The organism is Lentzea indica (assembly GCF_012184385.1).
Classification (GTDB): domain Bacteria; phylum Actinomycetota; class Actinomycetes; order Mycobacteriales; family Pseudonocardiaceae; genus Lentzea; species Lentzea indica.
This window is the reverse complement of record NZ_VSRL01000229.1, coordinates 1-14,438: the sequence shown is the minus strand read 5'-3', so window position 1 is coordinate 14,438 and position 14,438 is coordinate 1. Positions and strand designations below refer to the sequence as shown.

The following is a 14,438-nucleotide window of genomic DNA, read 5'->3' as shown; positions in this document are numbered from 1 at the left end:
CGAACGCCGCGCAGTCGCACCGCCGTCCTGGCAACTTGGTCCAGCACCGCGCGGTGCTCGTCGAACGACCCCCGCGCGTCCTGGAACACGTACTGCACGGCGGCCAGGTCGGCCCGCGGCCGGCGGCGCAGTGACCGCGCGAGTGGCCGGTCGTGGAGCAGCACCTCGCCGGTGGCCTGCTGATGGAGACCGGCCAGGCAACGGCCGAGGGTGGTCTTGCCGCTGCCGGAGCGGCCGACGACCGCCAGGCGTTCGCCGACCTCCAGATCCACGTCGTGCAGGACGGTAGCGTTGCGGTACCGGGCGGTCAGGCCGCGGACCCGCAGGCGTGGCGGCTGCTCGGAAACCTCCGCGGACACCGGCGGCACGGCGTCGAGCAGCGCGCGGGTGTAGTCCTCGCGGGGATTGGTCAGCAGCTCCTGCGCCGGCCCCGCTTCGACGACACGTCCTGCGCGCAGCACCACGATCTCGTCGGCGAGTGCCCGCACCACCTCCACGTCGTGGGTCAGCAGCACCAGCGCCACGCCGTGGGCGACGACAGAGGCGAGCTCGTCCACGATCTCGGCGCGGGTCAGGGCGTCCTGCCCGGTGGTGGGTTCGTCGGCCACCAGCACCGCCGGGTCGCCGACCAGTGCCTGGGCGAGCACGACCCGCTGCTGCTGGCCGCCGGAGAGCTGGTGCGGATAGCGGCGCAGCAGGTCGGCAGGCACCCGCGCCCGGTGCAGGGCCGTGTCCACCAGTTCGCCGGGATCACCTTCGTGCAGTGCGGCGATCTCGCGGAACACGGCGTCCAGCCTGCGCACCGGGTTGAGCGCGGAGGCCGGCTGCTGAGGCACGAACCCGACGCGTCCGCGCACCTCGACGCGCCCGCTCACCGACACACCGGAAGCGTGTTCGCCGAGCAGGGCCAGGCCGGTGGTGGTCTTGCCACTGCCCGAGGCGCCGACCAGCGCCAGCACCCGGCCGGCGGACACCGCGAAGCTGACGCTGTCGAGCAGCACGTGCCCGCCCGCCTCGGCGCGCAGGTCTTCCACGTGCACGACCGGGGTCATGTCCGCACCTTCCTCAGTGCGCGGTCGAACACCAGGTTCACCCCGACGGACAGAGCGACGATCAGCAGCGCGGGCACCACCACGGTCAACGGCTGCAGGAACAACCCGCCCCGGTTGCGGTCCACCATCACGGCCCAGTCCGACGCGTCGGGCGGCACGCCGACACCGAGGAAACTGGCCGACGCCACCAGGTACAGCGCGGCGGTGAGCCGGACACCCAGGTCGGCGGCGAGCGTGCGCAACATCGACCGTCCGGTGTAGACGATCGAGGTCTGCCACCACGACTCGCCCTGCATTCGCATCGCCTCCAACGCGGGCCGTCCTGAGATCTCCAGTGCCGTCGCACGCGAAAGGCGGGCGACATCAGGGAAGTTGACGAGCGTGACGACGCCGACGAGCACCGCGAGACCGTGTCCGGTGATCGCGGCCACGAGGATCAGCACCAGCAACGACGGCACCGCCAGCAGCACGTCGAGCGGCCTCATCAGCAGTTCGTCGACCACCCTCAGCCGAGCGGTGGCCGCGATCACGCCGTAGGGCACACCGACCACGTAAGAGAACGCCGTGGCGAGCAACGCCACCAGCACGACCGTCTGGCCACCCGCGAGCACCTGGTGCCAGGCGTCGCGGCCAACGAAGTCGGTACCCAGCAGGCCCAGCGGCATGAAAGGGGCGCTGCGGGTCTGTTTCTCCGGCACGAACAGGGGTCCCAGCAGTGCCAACGTCAACGGCACCGCGATCAGCAGCCAGCCGATGCCCGCCCGCTTCACGCGACCACCTCCGCGCGTGGCGCCAGGCGGAACGCCACCAGGTCGGCCAGCAGGTTCACAGCCACCGTCGTGACCGCGAAGACCACCGCGAGGCCCTGCACCACCGGCAGGTCGCGTGCGGCCACGGCGTCGACCAGGACGGTCCCGAGGCCGGGGATCACGAACACCGCTTCGACGACGATCACCCCGCCCAGCAACCAGTCCGTGGTGCGCGCGACCTGTTGCACGGCCGGTGCCAGCGCGTTCGGCAGGGCGTGGGCGAACCTGATCCGCGTCTCGCCGAGCCCGAGGCGGCGGGCGTGGCGCACGTAGTCCGACGCCAGCGCGTCCACCATGCCCGCGCGCACGAGACGGCTGATCGAGCAGATCGGCCGCGCCAGCAGCACGACCAGTGGCAGCACCAGCACCGCGGGCTGGGCGAACAGGTCCGCGCCGACCGCGGTCGGCGGCAGCCACGCCAGCTGCACGCCGAACACCGCGATGAGCACCACGGCCAGCGCGAACTCGGGGATCGAGTGCAGCGCCACGCTGACCGACGTCAGTGCCCTGTCCAGCAGGCTGCCCTCGCGCAGCGCGGCCAGCACACCGACCAGCACCGAGATCGGCAGCAGCAGCACCAGGGTCAGCGCCGCCAGCACGACGGTCGGGCCGACCCCACCGAACAGGAACTCGGCGACCGGTCGTCCCGACACCAGTGACACGCCGAAGTCCAGCCGCGGCAACCCGATCAGCCACTCTGCGAACCGCTCGGGAGCGGGACGGTCCAGGCCCATGACCGCGCGGATCTGGGCGATCCGCGCGGGGTCGGGATTGTCGCCGGCCAGTGCCACCGCCGCGTCTCCCGGCAGGGCCTGCACCAGGAGGAACACGAGGGTGACCACGGCGAGCACCTGCACCAGCCCGAGCGCGGCCCGCCGGGCCGTGTAGGACGCGAGACTCAACCCAGCCACACCTTGTCGAAGCGGGCCCAGTCCAGCGTGTTGGCCGGCGCGGTGGAGATCCCGCCGACGTTCGGCTTCGCGCCCACGATCCAGTCGGCGAAGCCCCACATCAGGTAGCCGCCCTCGGTGTGCTGCATGCGTTGCATTTCCCGGTATGCGTCAGCGCGCGCGGCCTGGTCCGAAGTGGACACCGCCTTCTCGTAGAGCGCGTCGAACTCCGGCCGGGCCCACTTGGTCACGTTGGTACCCGCTCCCTTGAGCAGGCGTTGCGCGATGTGGGTCTCGATGGGCATGGCGCCGGAGCGGAAGCTGGACAGCGAGCCGTTCTTGAGCGTGTCGGCCCAGTAGGTGTCCTTGTTGCCCTGGGCGACCTCGATGGTCAGGCCGGAACCCTTGGCCTGGTCGGCGAACACGGTGGCGGCCTCGACCATCCCCGCCGCCGCGGTGGAGGTGTCGAGCTTGACCACCAGGCCCTCGGCGCCGGCCTTGCGGATGAGGAACTTCGCCTTGTCGACGTCGCGCTCCCGCTGGGGGAGGTCGCCTGCGTAGTGCTGGTAGCCCTTGCCGAACAGGTCGTTGCCGACCTGCCCGCTGCCCGCGAGCACCGACTCCACCAGCTGGGGCCGGTCGGCGAGCAGGAACAGCGCCTCGCGCAGGTCGCGGTTGTCGAACGGTGGCCGGTCCAGCTTCATGGCGAACGCCTGCACGGCGCTGTTGGGCGCGCGGTGGATCGTCATCCGGTCGCCGGAGGCGTGGCTGCGCGCGGTGGTCGGCGTCAGGTCGTGCGCGTACTCGACCTGGCCGCCCAGCAGAGCGTTGGTGCGCGCCGACTCCTCGTTGGCGATCACGAACTCCAGCTCGTCCAGCAGCGGTGCGCCCTCCCAGTAGTCAGCGTTGCGCTTGAGCAGCACGGACCTGCCCGGCTCGAACGACACGAAGCTGAACGCTCCCGACCCGACGGGCTTGCTGAAGTCCTCGGCGCCCTCGGGCACGATGTACGCGCCGAACGCCGCGAGAGCGTTGGGGAACTCGACGAACGGCCGCTTCAGCGCGAACTCCACCGTGCGGTCGTCGACCGCGCGGCTGTTCGGCAGGTCGATCAGCGTGAGGCTCGACTTGGCGCGGAACGCGCGGTTCGGGTCGAGGATGCGCGCATAGCTGGCGAGCACGTCCTGGGCGCGCACTGGTCTGCCGTCGTGGAACGCCGCCTTGCGCAGGGTGATCCGCCAGCGCGTGAGGTCCGCGCTCGGCTCCCACTTCTCCGCCAGACGCGGCTGCGGCGACACGTCGCCGCCGAGGTCCGCGAGCTTGTCGAACATCGCCTTGGACCGCGCGGCTTCGACGAACAGGTTGGCCAGGTGCGGGTCGAGGACCTCCTTGGCACCGCCGCCCGCGAAGGCGGCGCGAAGCCTGCCGCCGGTGCGCGGCGTGGAGGAGGCTGGGGCGGCACCGCTGCCGCACCCGGCGAGGGTGACGACCGTCAGGCCGGTGGTGAGGCCGAGGAAACCGCGGCGGTTCAGGGGCATGCTGGTTCCTTTCCATGGTGCCCGTCTCGGCGGAGGCGGGCCACGACGTGGAGGCGGTCGCCGGACAGCGCGCCGCTCAGCGGGGCGTCGGCCGTCCACGGCTGGTCGGTGCGAGGGCCGGGTGTGTCGAACAAGGCCAGGACGTCGAACCCGGCCAGGTCGAGCAGATGGCGCAGCTCCTGGGGGAACAGCAGCCGCCAGGCCGACCGCTGCACGAGCGGTTCGGAGCGCCCGGCCCACTCCCACGTGCGGCGGCGGCGCAGCAACTGGGCGGCGTGGTCGATCCACAGCTCGGTGTGCGACGTGTACTCGATGCCCCGCCATGTCACCGAGCGAGTGCGTACGCCGTCGAGAAGTTCGGTGTTGCCGAGGAAGAACGCGCCGTTGCGCATCTCCGCGACGAGCAAACCGCCGGGCTTGAGATGTGCGCGGCAGCGGCCCAGGAACGCGTCGAGGTCGGCGTTGGTGTGGCAGTACAGCATCGCGCTGTCCAAACAGGACACGACGTCGAAGCGACGGCCCAGGTCGAAGGAGCGCATGTCGGCCAGCGCCACGTCGACCGCCGGGTGGTGCTCGCGCACGTGCGCGAGCATGTTCTCCGAACTGTCCACCCCGGCGACGCGATAACCGTTGCGGGACAACCAGCCCGCGTCGCGGCCGGTGCCGCAACCGATGTCGAGCAGCTCCCGCCCGCCGTCGAACCGGGTCACCACGTCGTGCACGAACCGGGCCGCGACGTGCTCGGGGTCGGGGAACTGGTGCTCGTACAGCTCGGGGTTGTCGGTGAGCAGGTTCATCGGGCGACCTCCGGCTGCGGTGGTGTGAGCGCGCCACGGCGGTGCAGCCAGGCGACGCCCCCGGCGCTGGCGAGTCCGATCGCCACGCACAACAGCGACGCGAACCGGTCACCGAACCCGGTCACCCAGCCGATCGCGGTGTTGCCCAGTGCGGCGGCCAGCCCGGATCCGAGGTAGAACACGCCGAACTGCGTGCCGGCCAGGTTGTCCGGGCCGAACGAGGGGATCAGGTCGTAGACCAGCGGGTTCGCGATCATCACGCCGACCGCGAGCGCGAGCGTGGCCACCAGCACCGGTACGAGCCCGGACCACAGCGCCGGAACGGCGAAGCCCACGCCCATGACGGCCAGGCCCACCGCGATCACCGGCCCCCGCGCCCTGTCCGACAGCAGACGGGTGATGCGGACCTGGAACAGCAGCGTGGCGGCCGTGGAGACCACGAACAGCGCGGCGACCACGCCCGCCGACCCGGTGGCCTCCTGCGCCTGGATCGGCAGCAGCAGGTAGAGCTGGTTCTGCAGGACGAACATCCCGCTCAATGCACAGGTGAACGCCACGAACCTGCGGTTCGCCAGGCATTCGCGCCAGTCGCCGAGCACCGATCCACCCCGGCGGGTGGCCGGCCGCGCCGGCAACGCGACGGCCTGGGCGATGGTCAGCACCGCGAAGATCCCGGCCGCCACGACCGCGGCGACCCGGAAGTCCCACAGCAGCAACACGCTGCCCAGCACCGGCCCGAACAGCGCGCCCGCCTGGGCGTAGACGTTGAATCGGGCGAACGCCTCGGTGCGCGCCTCGCCCGCCTCCAACGCGATGTACGCCCGCACCGCCGGGTTGAACAGCGCCCCTGCCAGCCCGCTGAGCACCGACGCCGCCAGCACGACGGCGATCGAGTCACCGATCGCGAACAGCCCGAACCCCACCGCGCGCAGGGCGCAGCCGGCGAGGATGACGGTCCGCGGCCCCAGCCGGTCCGACGCCGTACCGCCCACCAGGAACAGGCCCTGCTGGCTCAGCGTCCGCACCCCGAGCACCACGCCGATCACCGCAGCGGACATGCCCAGGCCGCCCAGGTGCGCGGCGAGGTAGGGGATGAGCAGGTAGAAGCCGGTGTTCACGGCGAACTGGTTGACCAGCAACAGTCGTACCGGCAGCGCGAACCGTTTCATCGTGGCATCACGCCCAGCGCCTGCAGCGAAGTCGCCGCGAGCCTGACGGCGTCTGCAAGTACCACCAACTCAACATCAACAAGCGCTTTGCTACTACCAACAGCTCTCGGCTTAGTTCGGCAGATGTCGAGCAGGTTGGGTGTGGTTGACGGCGATTCGATCAAGGGTTGGTGGTACTTGCAGATGCCGGTTGGAACCTGGGTGCTGTCCCGGTTGACGAGCAGCGGGGCGAACCGGGTCATCGCCGCACCACGCCCAGACCCGGCGCCCCGGACAGCCGCAGCGTGCCGTTCTCCCCGCCGATGCCCGACCACGGATCGTGGGCGAGCAGCAGGTGCCCGTCCAGGTCGACCCACCTGGCGTGCCCGGCGAGGTGGACCGCGGGCGCGATGCCGAGCGAACTGGCCACCAGGCAGCCGAGCATCACGTCCAGTCCGCCGTCGCGAGCGGCCGAGATGATGTCCAGCGCGGGCCGCAGGCCGCCGCATTTGGCGAGTTTGACGTTGACGCCGTCCACCGCGCCCGCAAGCTTCCGCACGTCGGCGACCGTGGCGGCGTCCTCGTCGGCGACCAGCGGTGCCGGGCACCGCTCGCGGACCCACGCCAGTGCGTCCGGGTCGCCGGGCGGGATCGGCTGTTCCACCGCGGCGAGCGTGACGCCGGCGGCGGTGATCCGTTCCACCGTCCGCACCGCTTCGTCGGGGCTCCAGCCGCCGTTGGGGTCGAGCACCAGCCGGGCGTCCGGCGCGGCGGTCTGCACCGCGGCGACGGCGGCGACGTCCCGTTCCGGATCGGTCCCCGCCTTGACCTTGAGCACGGAGAACCCGCGCCCTGCCAGCGCGGCGGCCCTGACTGCGGCGTCCTCGGGCGTGGTGATGCCGATGGTGTAGGCGGTCGGGGTGTCGTGCCATTCCGGGACGCCGACGAGGGCGTGCACCGGCACGTCACGACCCAGACCGAGCAGGTCGTGCAACGCCGCGTCGACCGCCGCCCGCACTCCCTCCGGAATTGTGCTGTCCGCGTGCAGGGCGTCGAGCGCGGTCTCCGGCGAGTCCGCGTCCGCGAGGACCGGCCGCAGCCGGTTCAGCAGGGACGTGATCGCCTCTACGTCGAGCCGGTAGTAGGTGCTGGTCACCACCTCGCCATGGCCGTGCCGCCCGTCGTGCTCCACGATGACCCGCACGGCGTCCCTGCGGGACATCACCGACCTGGAGATGCGCAGCGGCGTGTCGAGTTCGAGGCCGTAGACCTCCCAGTCGATCTTCACGCCAGCATCCCTGCCCTGGCTGCCCTGGGCGCGACGACCGACCGGCACCGCGTCCAGCCCGTCGCCTCGACGCGGTACGGGTCGCCGATCTCCACCGGCCGGTCGGCTGACGGCCCGAACAGGCCGCGGGCGTGGCAGAAGTCGTCGTCGAAGATCGTGCCGAGGTAGCGGTGCGGGCCGTCGGGGAAGATGGTCGCCACCACCGCGCCGGGCTCGACCCTGGCCGCCCAGGCGGCGACCAGTGCGACGGCGCCGCTACTCCAGCCGCCGGTGACGAAGGCGTCGCGGGCGAGTCTGCGGCAGGCGTCGACCACCTCGACCGGGCCCAGCCAGTGCACCTCGTCGAACTCGGTGTAGGCGACGTTGCGGGGGTGGATGCTGCTGCCCAGCCCGCGCATGACCCTGGCCCGCGCGGGCTGTCCGAAGATCGTGGAGCCGACGGTGTCCACGCCGATCAGCCGCACGCCGGGCCAGTGCCGGCGCAGTTCCCTGACGACGCCGGCGCTGTGCCCGCCGGTGCCCACGCTGCACACCAGCACGTCGACCGGGTCGAGCTGCTCCACCAGTTCCCTGGCGAGCCCCGCGTACCCCCTGGGGTTGTCCGGGTTGTTGTACTGGTCTGGCCAGTAGGCGTCGGGGAACTCGCGCAGCACCGCTTGGAGCCGGTCCAGCCGCGCCTGCTGCCAGCCGCCCACCTTGTGCGGCCGGTCCACCACCTCCAGCCGGGCCCCGTGCGCGCGCAACAGGGCACGCATCGACGGCTCCAGTTCGCTGTCCACCACCAGGACCACCGGGTGTCCGTATGCCTGGCAGGCGAACGCGAGGCCGAGGCCCAGCGTGCCGCTGGTCGACTCCACGACCACCGCGCCGGGTCGCAGCTCACCGCGTTCGCGAGCGGCGTTCAGCATCGACACGGCCGGCCGTGCTTTCATGCCACCGGCGCTCAGGCACTCGAGCTTGGCCCAGAACCCGCCGTGCGGGTGGGGCAGCGGTGTGTCGATCCGGGCGACGGGGCTCTGGCCGAGGAGATCGAGCAGGTGCCGGTTCTGGCGGGGGATCATCACGACGGGCGCTCCGTGTAGTGGTGGATCGTCGTGGGACCGCCGTCGAGCCAGAAGAACGGGTACGGCTCGGCTGACACGGCGCGTACTCCGTTCCCGATGAACCACGGCAGGATCGCGCTGGCCGTCTGCGCGAACAGGACCACCGGTTTGCCCGCTGCCAAGGCGTGACGCAGGAGCGGCTCGAACGTGCCGTTGCCGACCGTCATCCCGGACGCGAGCACGAGGTCGCAGCCGTCCAGTGCGCTCTCCGCGTCGGTGGTGATCGGCTCGTCCCACTCGGTCCGGCCGCCCTTGAGGTCGCACGGCACGTAGGTCGCACCCCGCTGCCGCAGATGGTGCAGCAGCGAATTGACCACGCCGACAACCAGCACCCGATCGCCAGGTGCGGGATCCAGCAGGTGCACCACAGCGTCCGCACGGGCCATGGACTTGGTCAGCGAGCTGCCGGGACCGATGGTGACGGACTTGGTGGCGGACAGGTGGTGCGGGCGGACGTGCGCCAGATACGCGTCCAGCGCGGCGGTGCGGACGGCCAGGTTCGGGTGGCCGAGCAGATCGAGCACCGTCGCACCGACGCAGCCGTGCACCTCGTCGTCGGTGACGTCCTCCACCGCGCAGGAGCCGACCGCCTCCTCCACGCGCAGGCTGACCACGGTGTTGCGGTACGACTGCCCGCGCGTGGCGTGCCGGGCGCCCTGTTTGGTGATGAAGCCGACGCTCACGGAGCACGTTGCCGGGTCGGGACCCAGCTCGCCGGCTCGGACGAGTTCGACGAGGTCGGCGAGCGTCACGCGGACTCCTCGGCGTAGTCGACGGACAGACCGCTCACGAGCTGCTCGGCGCGCGCACGCGCGCCGAGACCGGCCGGGTCGGTCACCACGACGTGGCCGAGGTAGCTGTTGTTGCTGGTGGGATCGCCCGCCCGGTGGCCGGGCCGCTTGACCGTCCAATCGACGACGTCAGGCGTCGTGGCGAGTGTCTCGGCGCCGTGGACGGCGGCCACCAGCCCGGAGCGTTCGGGGAGGAGGAAGGAGATCGCGGCGCTGCGCACACCGGTGTCCGCCGGGTGCAGCTCCGGTCGTTCACCCACGGCCAGCTGCGCGTACGCGGCGGGCAGGTCGATGCCGGTGACGCGCCGGACCAACTCGGTGATCTGGTTGCCGGCAGGCCGGGGGTTGACCTCGACGAGCTTCGGGCCGTCGGGGGTCAGCTTGACCTCGGTGTGCGCGACGCCGTGGTCCAGGCCCAGCGCCTCGATCGCGGCGACGGCGACCACCTCGGCCTCGGCGGTGGGCAGGTCGGCGGGGAACATGTGCCCGCTCTCCACGAACCACGGATCGCCCGCGATGCTCTTGTCGGTGACTCCGACGACGTGCGTGGCGCCATCCACCGTGACGGTCTCCACGCTCACCTCGGGCCCGGTCAGCAGCTCCTCCACCAGCACGGTCCGCACCCTGGGCTGGTTGCGGGCGTTGACCGGGAACGCCTCCATCGCGGCGAACGCCTCGCGCAGCGCCGACTCGTCGGCCACCTTGCGCACGTGCATCCCGGCGCACAGGTCGACCGGCTTGACCACCAAGGGGTAACCCAGCTCCGCTGCCGCCTTGGCGAGCGCGGGCCAGTCGTCGGCGAGGGCGAAGCGAGGGCCGGCCACACCCGCCTCGCGCAGGGTGATGCGGGTGAGGTCCTTGCGGCAGGCCCGTTCGACGGCGAGTGAATCGGGACCGGGAAGGCCCAGGTGCGCGGCGACCCGCGCGACCGCGGGGAGGTAGTAGTCGCAGGAGGAGATCACGCCGTCGAAGCGCAGGACCGCGTGCAGCCGCTCGACGTGGTCGAGCAGCGCGGTCACGTCGTTGGTCTCCGCGGTCAGCACGTTGTCCGCGGCCAGCAACGGGTGCGGGTGCGCGGGGGCGGCCCGCAGGTAGTGGTGCAGGTCGCGGGTCATGAAGGTGAAGCGGTGCCCTGACTCGTTGATCGCCCTGGGCAGCAGCGAGCTCATCGCACCGACCCAGCTCTCGATCATCAACAGGTGAGCCACAAGTCCTCCTCCTCGGCCGCGAGCCCGCGGCGGAACGTAAGGAACATGGTAATCATTGTCGGTCCGACTTCGACACCGCCTCTCGGGAACGGTGGCCACGCGGCTCTGATCAGCACGCACTCGCGCTGAAACGCCGCTGACCCCGCCACGTCAGCGCCGTTTCAGCAGTCGATGCCACGGTGCTGGCGACAGATCGAGACGAGGGAGCGAGAGCATGATGCGCATCAACCGAATCGCGGCCGGACTGGCCGTCGCGGCCATGACGGCGTCCGCCTCGGGGCCGCCACCGCGCCGGCGGGAGCAGGGCAGATCGCCTCCGCGCAGGTACCAGAGGTGATCAAGGTGCCCGCGGGCAACAGACAGATAGCTTTCTTGCAGGCGCACGGAGTCCAGACCTACCAATGCGCCAACGGTGCGTGGAGTTTCCTGCAGCCGGACGCGATCCTGGAGAGCTACGGCAGGGCAGTCGTGCTGCACACCAAGAGTCCTGTGTGGACGTCCGTTGAGGACGGCAGCTCGGTCACCGCCACGACGGTCGCCAGCTCACCGGTGCCGCTCGCCGTGCCCCAGCTGCTGCTGAGGTCCACCGGCAACCGCGGCCCCGGAGTCCTCGGCGCTGTCACGTTCGTCCAGCGGCTGAACACCACCGGCGGCCTTTCACCGGCCGGTGCCTGCAAGGACGGCGCGACCGCGTCGATCCCGTACACCGCCGACTACGCCTTCTGGGCCGCTACGCCGCACTACGCCCGAACCCGGAATCACGGCCGGCTCGGCTGATGAACGGCATAGGCGCCGGGCGTGGTGCCCGTCCACCTGCGGAACGCGCGGATGAACGTGGCGGCGTCGGCATAACCCAGCCGCAGCGCGATCTGCTCGACGCTGAGGCGGTGCAGGGTCATGAGCTCGATGGCCTTGGCGCGCCGGGCTTCGTCCACGAGGTGACGCAAGGACGTCCCCTCCGCGGCGAGGTACCGGCGCAGCGTGCGGGCCGACAGGTGCAGACGTGCGGCGATCAGGCCGGCGTCGGTCACGCCTTCGGCGATGATCGTCCGCACGTTCTGCGTGACGCAGGGGGAGCAGCGTTCGCTCAGCAGCGAGCGGCACGCGCGCTCGCACACCGTCATGGTGAGCGGATCTGACTGGGGCAGTGGGAGATCCAGCACGGCGACGTCGGCGATGATCGCGTTGTGCGGCGCGTTGAACCGCACCGGCGTGCCGAGAGCTTTCTCGTAGTCGACGGACGGCGACCGAGGGAGGCGGAGCTCCACGCGCATCGACGGTGGCGACTCGCCGAGGATGGTGCGCAGGATGCCCGCCGTGACCGCGATCTCCCGCTCGACGAGGAACGGCCTCAGCGCCGCCGAGGAACAGTCGTCGTCCACGATCAAGCAGGCCTCGCCGCCGGACACCCGCATGCTCAGGCCGGTGACCGCGTAGGTGAGCGGCAGATACTGCATGGCGAAGTCGACGGCACCCCGGACCGTCGGGCAGGTCAACAGCGCGAAACCCCAGACACCGTAGGCGCGCAACGAAAGCCGCTCGCCGACCGCGAGCCCGACGCCGGACGCGTTGCCGGTGGCGGTGACGAGGTTGGCCGCGACGGCGAGCTCCTGCGTCCCGCTCACCACCGTGTTGCTGCCGCCGTGCAGCATCTCGGGGGAGATTCCGGTGTCGTGCAAGCACTTCCGCGCGTCCACGCCGTGCTCGGCGCCGACCTCGACCATCGCCCGCACTCCTGCCGTGCCACGGCGGAAGCGGTGCGAATGGCCGGAAAGGTCAACACGTCGGCCGCGATGGCCATCAGGCGACACCGTTGATCTCCCTAACCTCGAACCAGGTTGAGGGCGCCGGTGCCCGAATCCGATCCCACGATAGGGGCGGCCGGGACACCGACCTGCGGCATCACCCGGACGCCGATGATCCAAAGGAGCACACCATGACCCGCACAGTGCTGGTGACAGGCGGCAACCGGGGTATCGGCCGGGCGATCGCGGAGGCGTTCCTCTCCGACGGTGCGAAGGTGGCGGTGACCCACCGAGGCGGTGAGTGCCCGGTGGGAGCGTTCGGTGTGAAGTGCGACGTGACCGACGGAGAGCAGGTGGACGCGGCGTTCACGGCGGTCGAGTCGGAGCTGGGGCCCGTGGACGTGCTCGTGGCCAACGCCGGGATCACCGACAGCACGCTCATCACCAGAATGACCGAGGACAGGTTCACCTCGGTGCTGGACACGAACCTCACTGGCGCGTGGCGCTGCGCCCGGCGTGCCGCCACGCCGATGGTGCGTGTGCGGAACGGCCGGATGATCTTCATCTCCTCGGTGGTCGGGATGTACGGCAGCGCCGGCATGGCGAACTACGCCGCGAGCAAGGCGGGGTTGATCGGGCTGGCCCGTTCGCTGGCCCGTGAACTGGGCAGTCGCGGCGTGACGGCGAACGTCATCGCGCCGGGATACGTCAACACCGACATGACCGCGTCGCTGCCCGAGCAGTACGGCAAGCAGTACCGCGACTCGATCCCGTTGCGCCGCTTCGCCGAACCCGAGGAGGTCGCCGCCGCGGTGGTGTGGCTCGCCGGTGACTCGGCGCGGTACGTGACAGGTGCCGTCATCCCCATCGACGGCGGGCTGGGGATGGGGCACTGATGCTCGCCTCGGTGCTGCTGATCGATGACGAGGTCCTGGTCCGCAGCGGGTTCCGGCACGCGTTGGAAGACGCGGTGGACGTGGTCGTGGTGGGGGAGACCGCCCGTGCGGGCCGATGGAGTGCTGCTCGCGCAACGACATCGGCCGCACGTGGTGATCACCGCGGACGTCACCGAGCTGGCGCGCCTGCGGACGTGCGCCGTCGGTGGCGTCATCGCGCTCGCCGTGGAGGGCACCGACGAGCAACTGCACCGGGTGCTGACCGACGGCGCACGGGGCTTCCTGCTCAAGCGGTCGAGCCACGAGGAGCTCCTCGCCGCGGTGCGTGCCGTGGCGAGGGGCCACGCGTACCTCTGCGCCGAGGTGACGGGACGTCTGCTGGACCGGTTCGAGATCGTCCCCCCGTCCGAGGAGATGGATCGAGGGCTGGGGCTGCTCAGCGACCGCGAACGCCAGGTGCTCGTCAGGATGGCGCGCGGTCGCAGCAACGACGAGATCGCGCGGGAGCTCTACCTGACCTGCGCCACGGTCAAGTCCCACGTCTCGCACATCCTCGCGAAACTGGGCCAGCCGAACCGGATGCACGCGGCACTGCTCGCGCAGCGCATGGGGCTGCTCACCCGGACCGGGTGAAGGCCAGCACGACGTTGTGACCGCCGAAGCCGAACGAGTTGGAGATCGCCGCCCCGACCCGCGCGTGCCGCGGCCGGTCCGCGACGATCTCCAGCTTCACGTCGGAGTCCTGGTCGTCGAGGTTGCGCGTCGGCGGGATGACACCGTCCCGCACGGCGAGCACGGTGAAGATCGCCTCGACCGCACCCGCGCCGCCGATCAGGTGGCCGGTCACCGACTTCGTCGCGGTGACCAGCGGGTGCGGGCCCAACGCCTCCAGGACGGCGGCCGCCTCGACGCGGTCGCCGACCTGGGTGCCCGGTGCGTGCGCGTTGACGTGGGTGACGTCGTACGGGCTCAGCCCCGCCGACCGCAGCGCGTGCCGGATGGCGCGGATCTGGCCGTCCGGTGACGGCGAGGTCATGTCGTGCGCGTCGGAGGTCATGCCGATGCCGGCGAGCCGAGCGGCGATCTTGGGTGCCCGCGCGCGGGCGAACGAGCCGCGTTCCAGCACGAGCGCGCCCGCACCCTCGGCCATGACGAACCCCGTCCCGGCCGGAG

17 protein-coding genes are annotated in these 14,438 nt (G+C 71.2%); 4 read left to right on the top strand and 13 right to left on the bottom strand.

The features are described 5' to 3' along the window. The 11 genes from FXN61_RS38490 to FXN61_RS38440 form a co-directional block, all read right to left on the bottom strand. A partial coding sequence (locus FXN61_RS38490) for an ABC transporter ATP-binding protein (RefSeq protein ID WP_167978833.1) occupies nucleotides 1-1,052 on the bottom strand: 1,052 nt, incomplete at its 3' end. Next, on the bottom strand, nucleotides 1,049-1,822 hold the full coding sequence (locus FXN61_RS38485) for an ABC transporter permease (protein ID WP_312878329.1): 774 nt from the start codon (nucleotides 1,820-1,822) through the stop codon (nucleotides 1,049-1,051). The genes FXN61_RS38490 and FXN61_RS38485, both read right to left, overlap by 4 nt. Then, nucleotides 1,819-2,772: an ABC transporter permease gene (locus FXN61_RS38480; RefSeq protein WP_167978832.1), complete on the bottom strand. Its 954-nt coding sequence runs from the start codon at nucleotides 2,770-2,772 to the stop codon at nucleotides 1,819-1,821. The genes FXN61_RS38485 and FXN61_RS38480 overlap by 4 nt, the downstream gene beginning before the upstream one ends. After that, nucleotides 2,760-4,289 carry an ABC transporter substrate-binding protein gene (locus FXN61_RS38475; protein WP_167978831.1) on the bottom strand — a complete coding sequence of 510 codons (1,530 nt, stop codon included), beginning with the start codon at nucleotides 4,287-4,289 and terminating at the stop codon, nucleotides 2,760-2,762. The genes FXN61_RS38480 and FXN61_RS38475 overlap by 13 nt, the downstream gene beginning before the upstream one ends. Further along, on the bottom strand, nucleotides 4,280-5,086 hold the full coding sequence (locus FXN61_RS38470; protein WP_167978830.1) for a class I SAM-dependent methyltransferase: 807 nt from the start codon (nucleotides 5,084-5,086) through the stop codon (nucleotides 4,280-4,282). Before FXN61_RS38470 ends, FXN61_RS38475 begins: the two co-directional genes overlap by 10 nt. Continuing rightward, complete coding sequence (locus FXN61_RS38465) at nucleotides 5,083-6,255, bottom strand: MFS transporter (protein WP_167978829.1); 1,173 nt, start codon at nucleotides 6,253-6,255, stop codon at nucleotides 5,083-5,085. The genes FXN61_RS38470 and FXN61_RS38465 overlap by 4 nt, the downstream gene beginning before the upstream one ends. Continuing rightward, nucleotides 6,252-6,497, bottom strand: a complete 246-nt coding sequence (locus FXN61_RS38460; RefSeq protein ID WP_167978828.1) for a hypothetical protein — start codon at nucleotides 6,495-6,497, stop codon at nucleotides 6,252-6,254. Before FXN61_RS38460 ends, FXN61_RS38465 begins: the two co-directional genes overlap by 4 nt. After that, complete coding sequence (locus FXN61_RS38455; RefSeq protein WP_312878328.1) at nucleotides 6,494-7,522, bottom strand: dipeptide epimerase; 1,029 nt, start codon at nucleotides 7,520-7,522, stop codon at nucleotides 6,494-6,496. The genes FXN61_RS38460 and FXN61_RS38455 overlap by 4 nt, the downstream gene beginning before the upstream one ends. After that, on the bottom strand, nucleotides 7,519-8,583 hold the full coding sequence (locus FXN61_RS38450) for a PLP-dependent cysteine synthase family protein (protein ID WP_167978835.1): 1,065 nt from the start codon (nucleotides 8,581-8,583) through the stop codon (nucleotides 7,519-7,521). The genes FXN61_RS38455 and FXN61_RS38450 overlap by 4 nt, the downstream gene beginning before the upstream one ends. Continuing rightward, the gene (locus FXN61_RS38445) at nucleotides 8,583-9,377 is read right to left on the bottom strand and encodes a Rossmann-like domain-containing protein (RefSeq protein WP_167978827.1); all 795 of its coding nucleotides are present in this window, start codon (nucleotides 9,375-9,377) and stop codon (nucleotides 8,583-8,585) included. Before FXN61_RS38445 ends, FXN61_RS38450 begins: the two co-directional genes overlap by 1 nt. Beyond that, nucleotides 9,374-10,624 (bottom strand): ATP-grasp domain-containing protein, encoded by a 1,251-nt coding sequence (locus tag FXN61_RS38440; RefSeq protein WP_312878327.1) that lies wholly within the window; start codon nucleotides 10,622-10,624, stop codon nucleotides 9,374-9,376. The genes FXN61_RS38445 and FXN61_RS38440 overlap by 4 nt, the downstream gene beginning before the upstream one ends. Before the next feature lie 214 nt (nucleotides 10,625-10,838). Between FXN61_RS38440 and FXN61_RS54825 the strand changes: the two genes are divergently transcribed. Together FXN61_RS54825 and FXN61_RS38435 are read left to right on the top strand one after the other, a co-directional pair. After that, nucleotides 10,839-10,961 (top strand): hypothetical protein, encoded by a 123-nt coding sequence (locus FXN61_RS54825; protein WP_281360809.1) that lies wholly within the window; start codon nucleotides 10,839-10,841, stop codon nucleotides 10,959-10,961. Beyond that, nucleotides 10,958-11,401 carry a DUF3455 domain-containing protein gene (locus tag FXN61_RS38435; protein ID WP_312878326.1) on the top strand — a complete coding sequence of 148 codons (444 nt, stop codon included), beginning with the start codon at nucleotides 10,958-10,960 and terminating at the stop codon, nucleotides 11,399-11,401. Before FXN61_RS54825 ends, FXN61_RS38435 begins: the two co-directional genes overlap by 4 nt. Here FXN61_RS38435 and FXN61_RS38430 read toward each other — a convergent pair. Continuing rightward, a complete protein-coding gene (locus tag FXN61_RS38430; protein ID WP_167978825.1) occupies nucleotides 11,383-12,348 on the bottom strand; it encodes an AraC family transcriptional regulator in 966 nt (321 codons plus the stop codon). The genes FXN61_RS38435 and FXN61_RS38430 overlap by 19 nt on opposite strands. Nucleotides 12,349-12,560: 212 nt before the next feature. Here FXN61_RS38430 and fabG point away from each other — a divergent pair, with 212 nt between their 5' ends. Both fabG and FXN61_RS55895 read left to right on the top strand, forming a co-directional pair. Next, entirely contained in the window at nucleotides 12,561-13,265 is a 705-nt protein-coding gene (gene fabG / locus FXN61_RS38425) for a 3-oxoacyl-ACP reductase FabG (protein ID WP_167978824.1), read from the top strand. Nucleotides 13,266-13,370: 105 nt separating this feature from the next. Beyond that, a complete protein-coding gene (locus tag FXN61_RS55895; RefSeq protein ID WP_167978823.1) occupies nucleotides 13,371-13,898 on the top strand; it encodes a LuxR C-terminal-related transcriptional regulator in 528 nt (175 codons plus the stop codon). Here the strand turns inward: FXN61_RS55895 and FXN61_RS38415 are convergent. Beyond that, on the bottom strand, nucleotides 13,882-14,438 hold a 557-nt coding region (locus tag FXN61_RS38415), incomplete at its 5' end, for a beta-ketoacyl-[acyl-carrier-protein] synthase family protein (protein WP_376770794.1). The two genes, FXN61_RS55895 and FXN61_RS38415, sit on opposite strands and share 17 nt — an antisense overlap.

Excerpts from the sequence above, each read along its gene's own strand:
- FXN61_RS38470 (WP_167978830.1), bottom strand. The coding sequence starts at position 5,086 with ATGAACCTGCTCACCGACAACCCCGAGCTGTACGAGCACCAGTTCCCC.
- FXN61_RS38430 (WP_167978825.1), bottom strand. The coding sequence starts at position 12,348 with ATGGTCGAGGTCGGCGCCGAGCACGGCGTGGACGCGCGGAAGTGCTTG.
- fabG (WP_167978824.1), top strand. The coding sequence starts at position 12,561 with ATGACCCGCACAGTGCTGGTGACAGGCGGCAACCGGGGTATCGGCCGG.
- FXN61_RS38450 (WP_167978835.1), bottom strand. The coding sequence starts at position 8,583 with ATGATCCCCCGCCAGAACCGGCACCTGCTCGATCTCCTCGGCCAGAGC.
- FXN61_RS38465 (WP_167978829.1), bottom strand. The coding sequence starts at position 6,255 with ATGAAACGGTTCGCGCTGCCGGTACGACTGTTGCTGGTCAACCAGTTC.
- FXN61_RS38475 (WP_167978831.1), bottom strand. The coding sequence starts at position 4,289 with ATGCCCCTGAACCGCCGCGGTTTCCTCGGCCTCACCACCGGCCTGACG.
- FXN61_RS38460 (WP_167978828.1), bottom strand. The coding sequence starts at position 6,497 with ATGACCCGGTTCGCCCCGCTGCTCGTCAACCGGGACAGCACCCAGGTT.
- FXN61_RS54825 (WP_281360809.1), top strand. The coding sequence starts at position 10,839 with ATGATGCGCATCAACCGAATCGCGGCCGGACTGGCCGTCGCGGCCATG.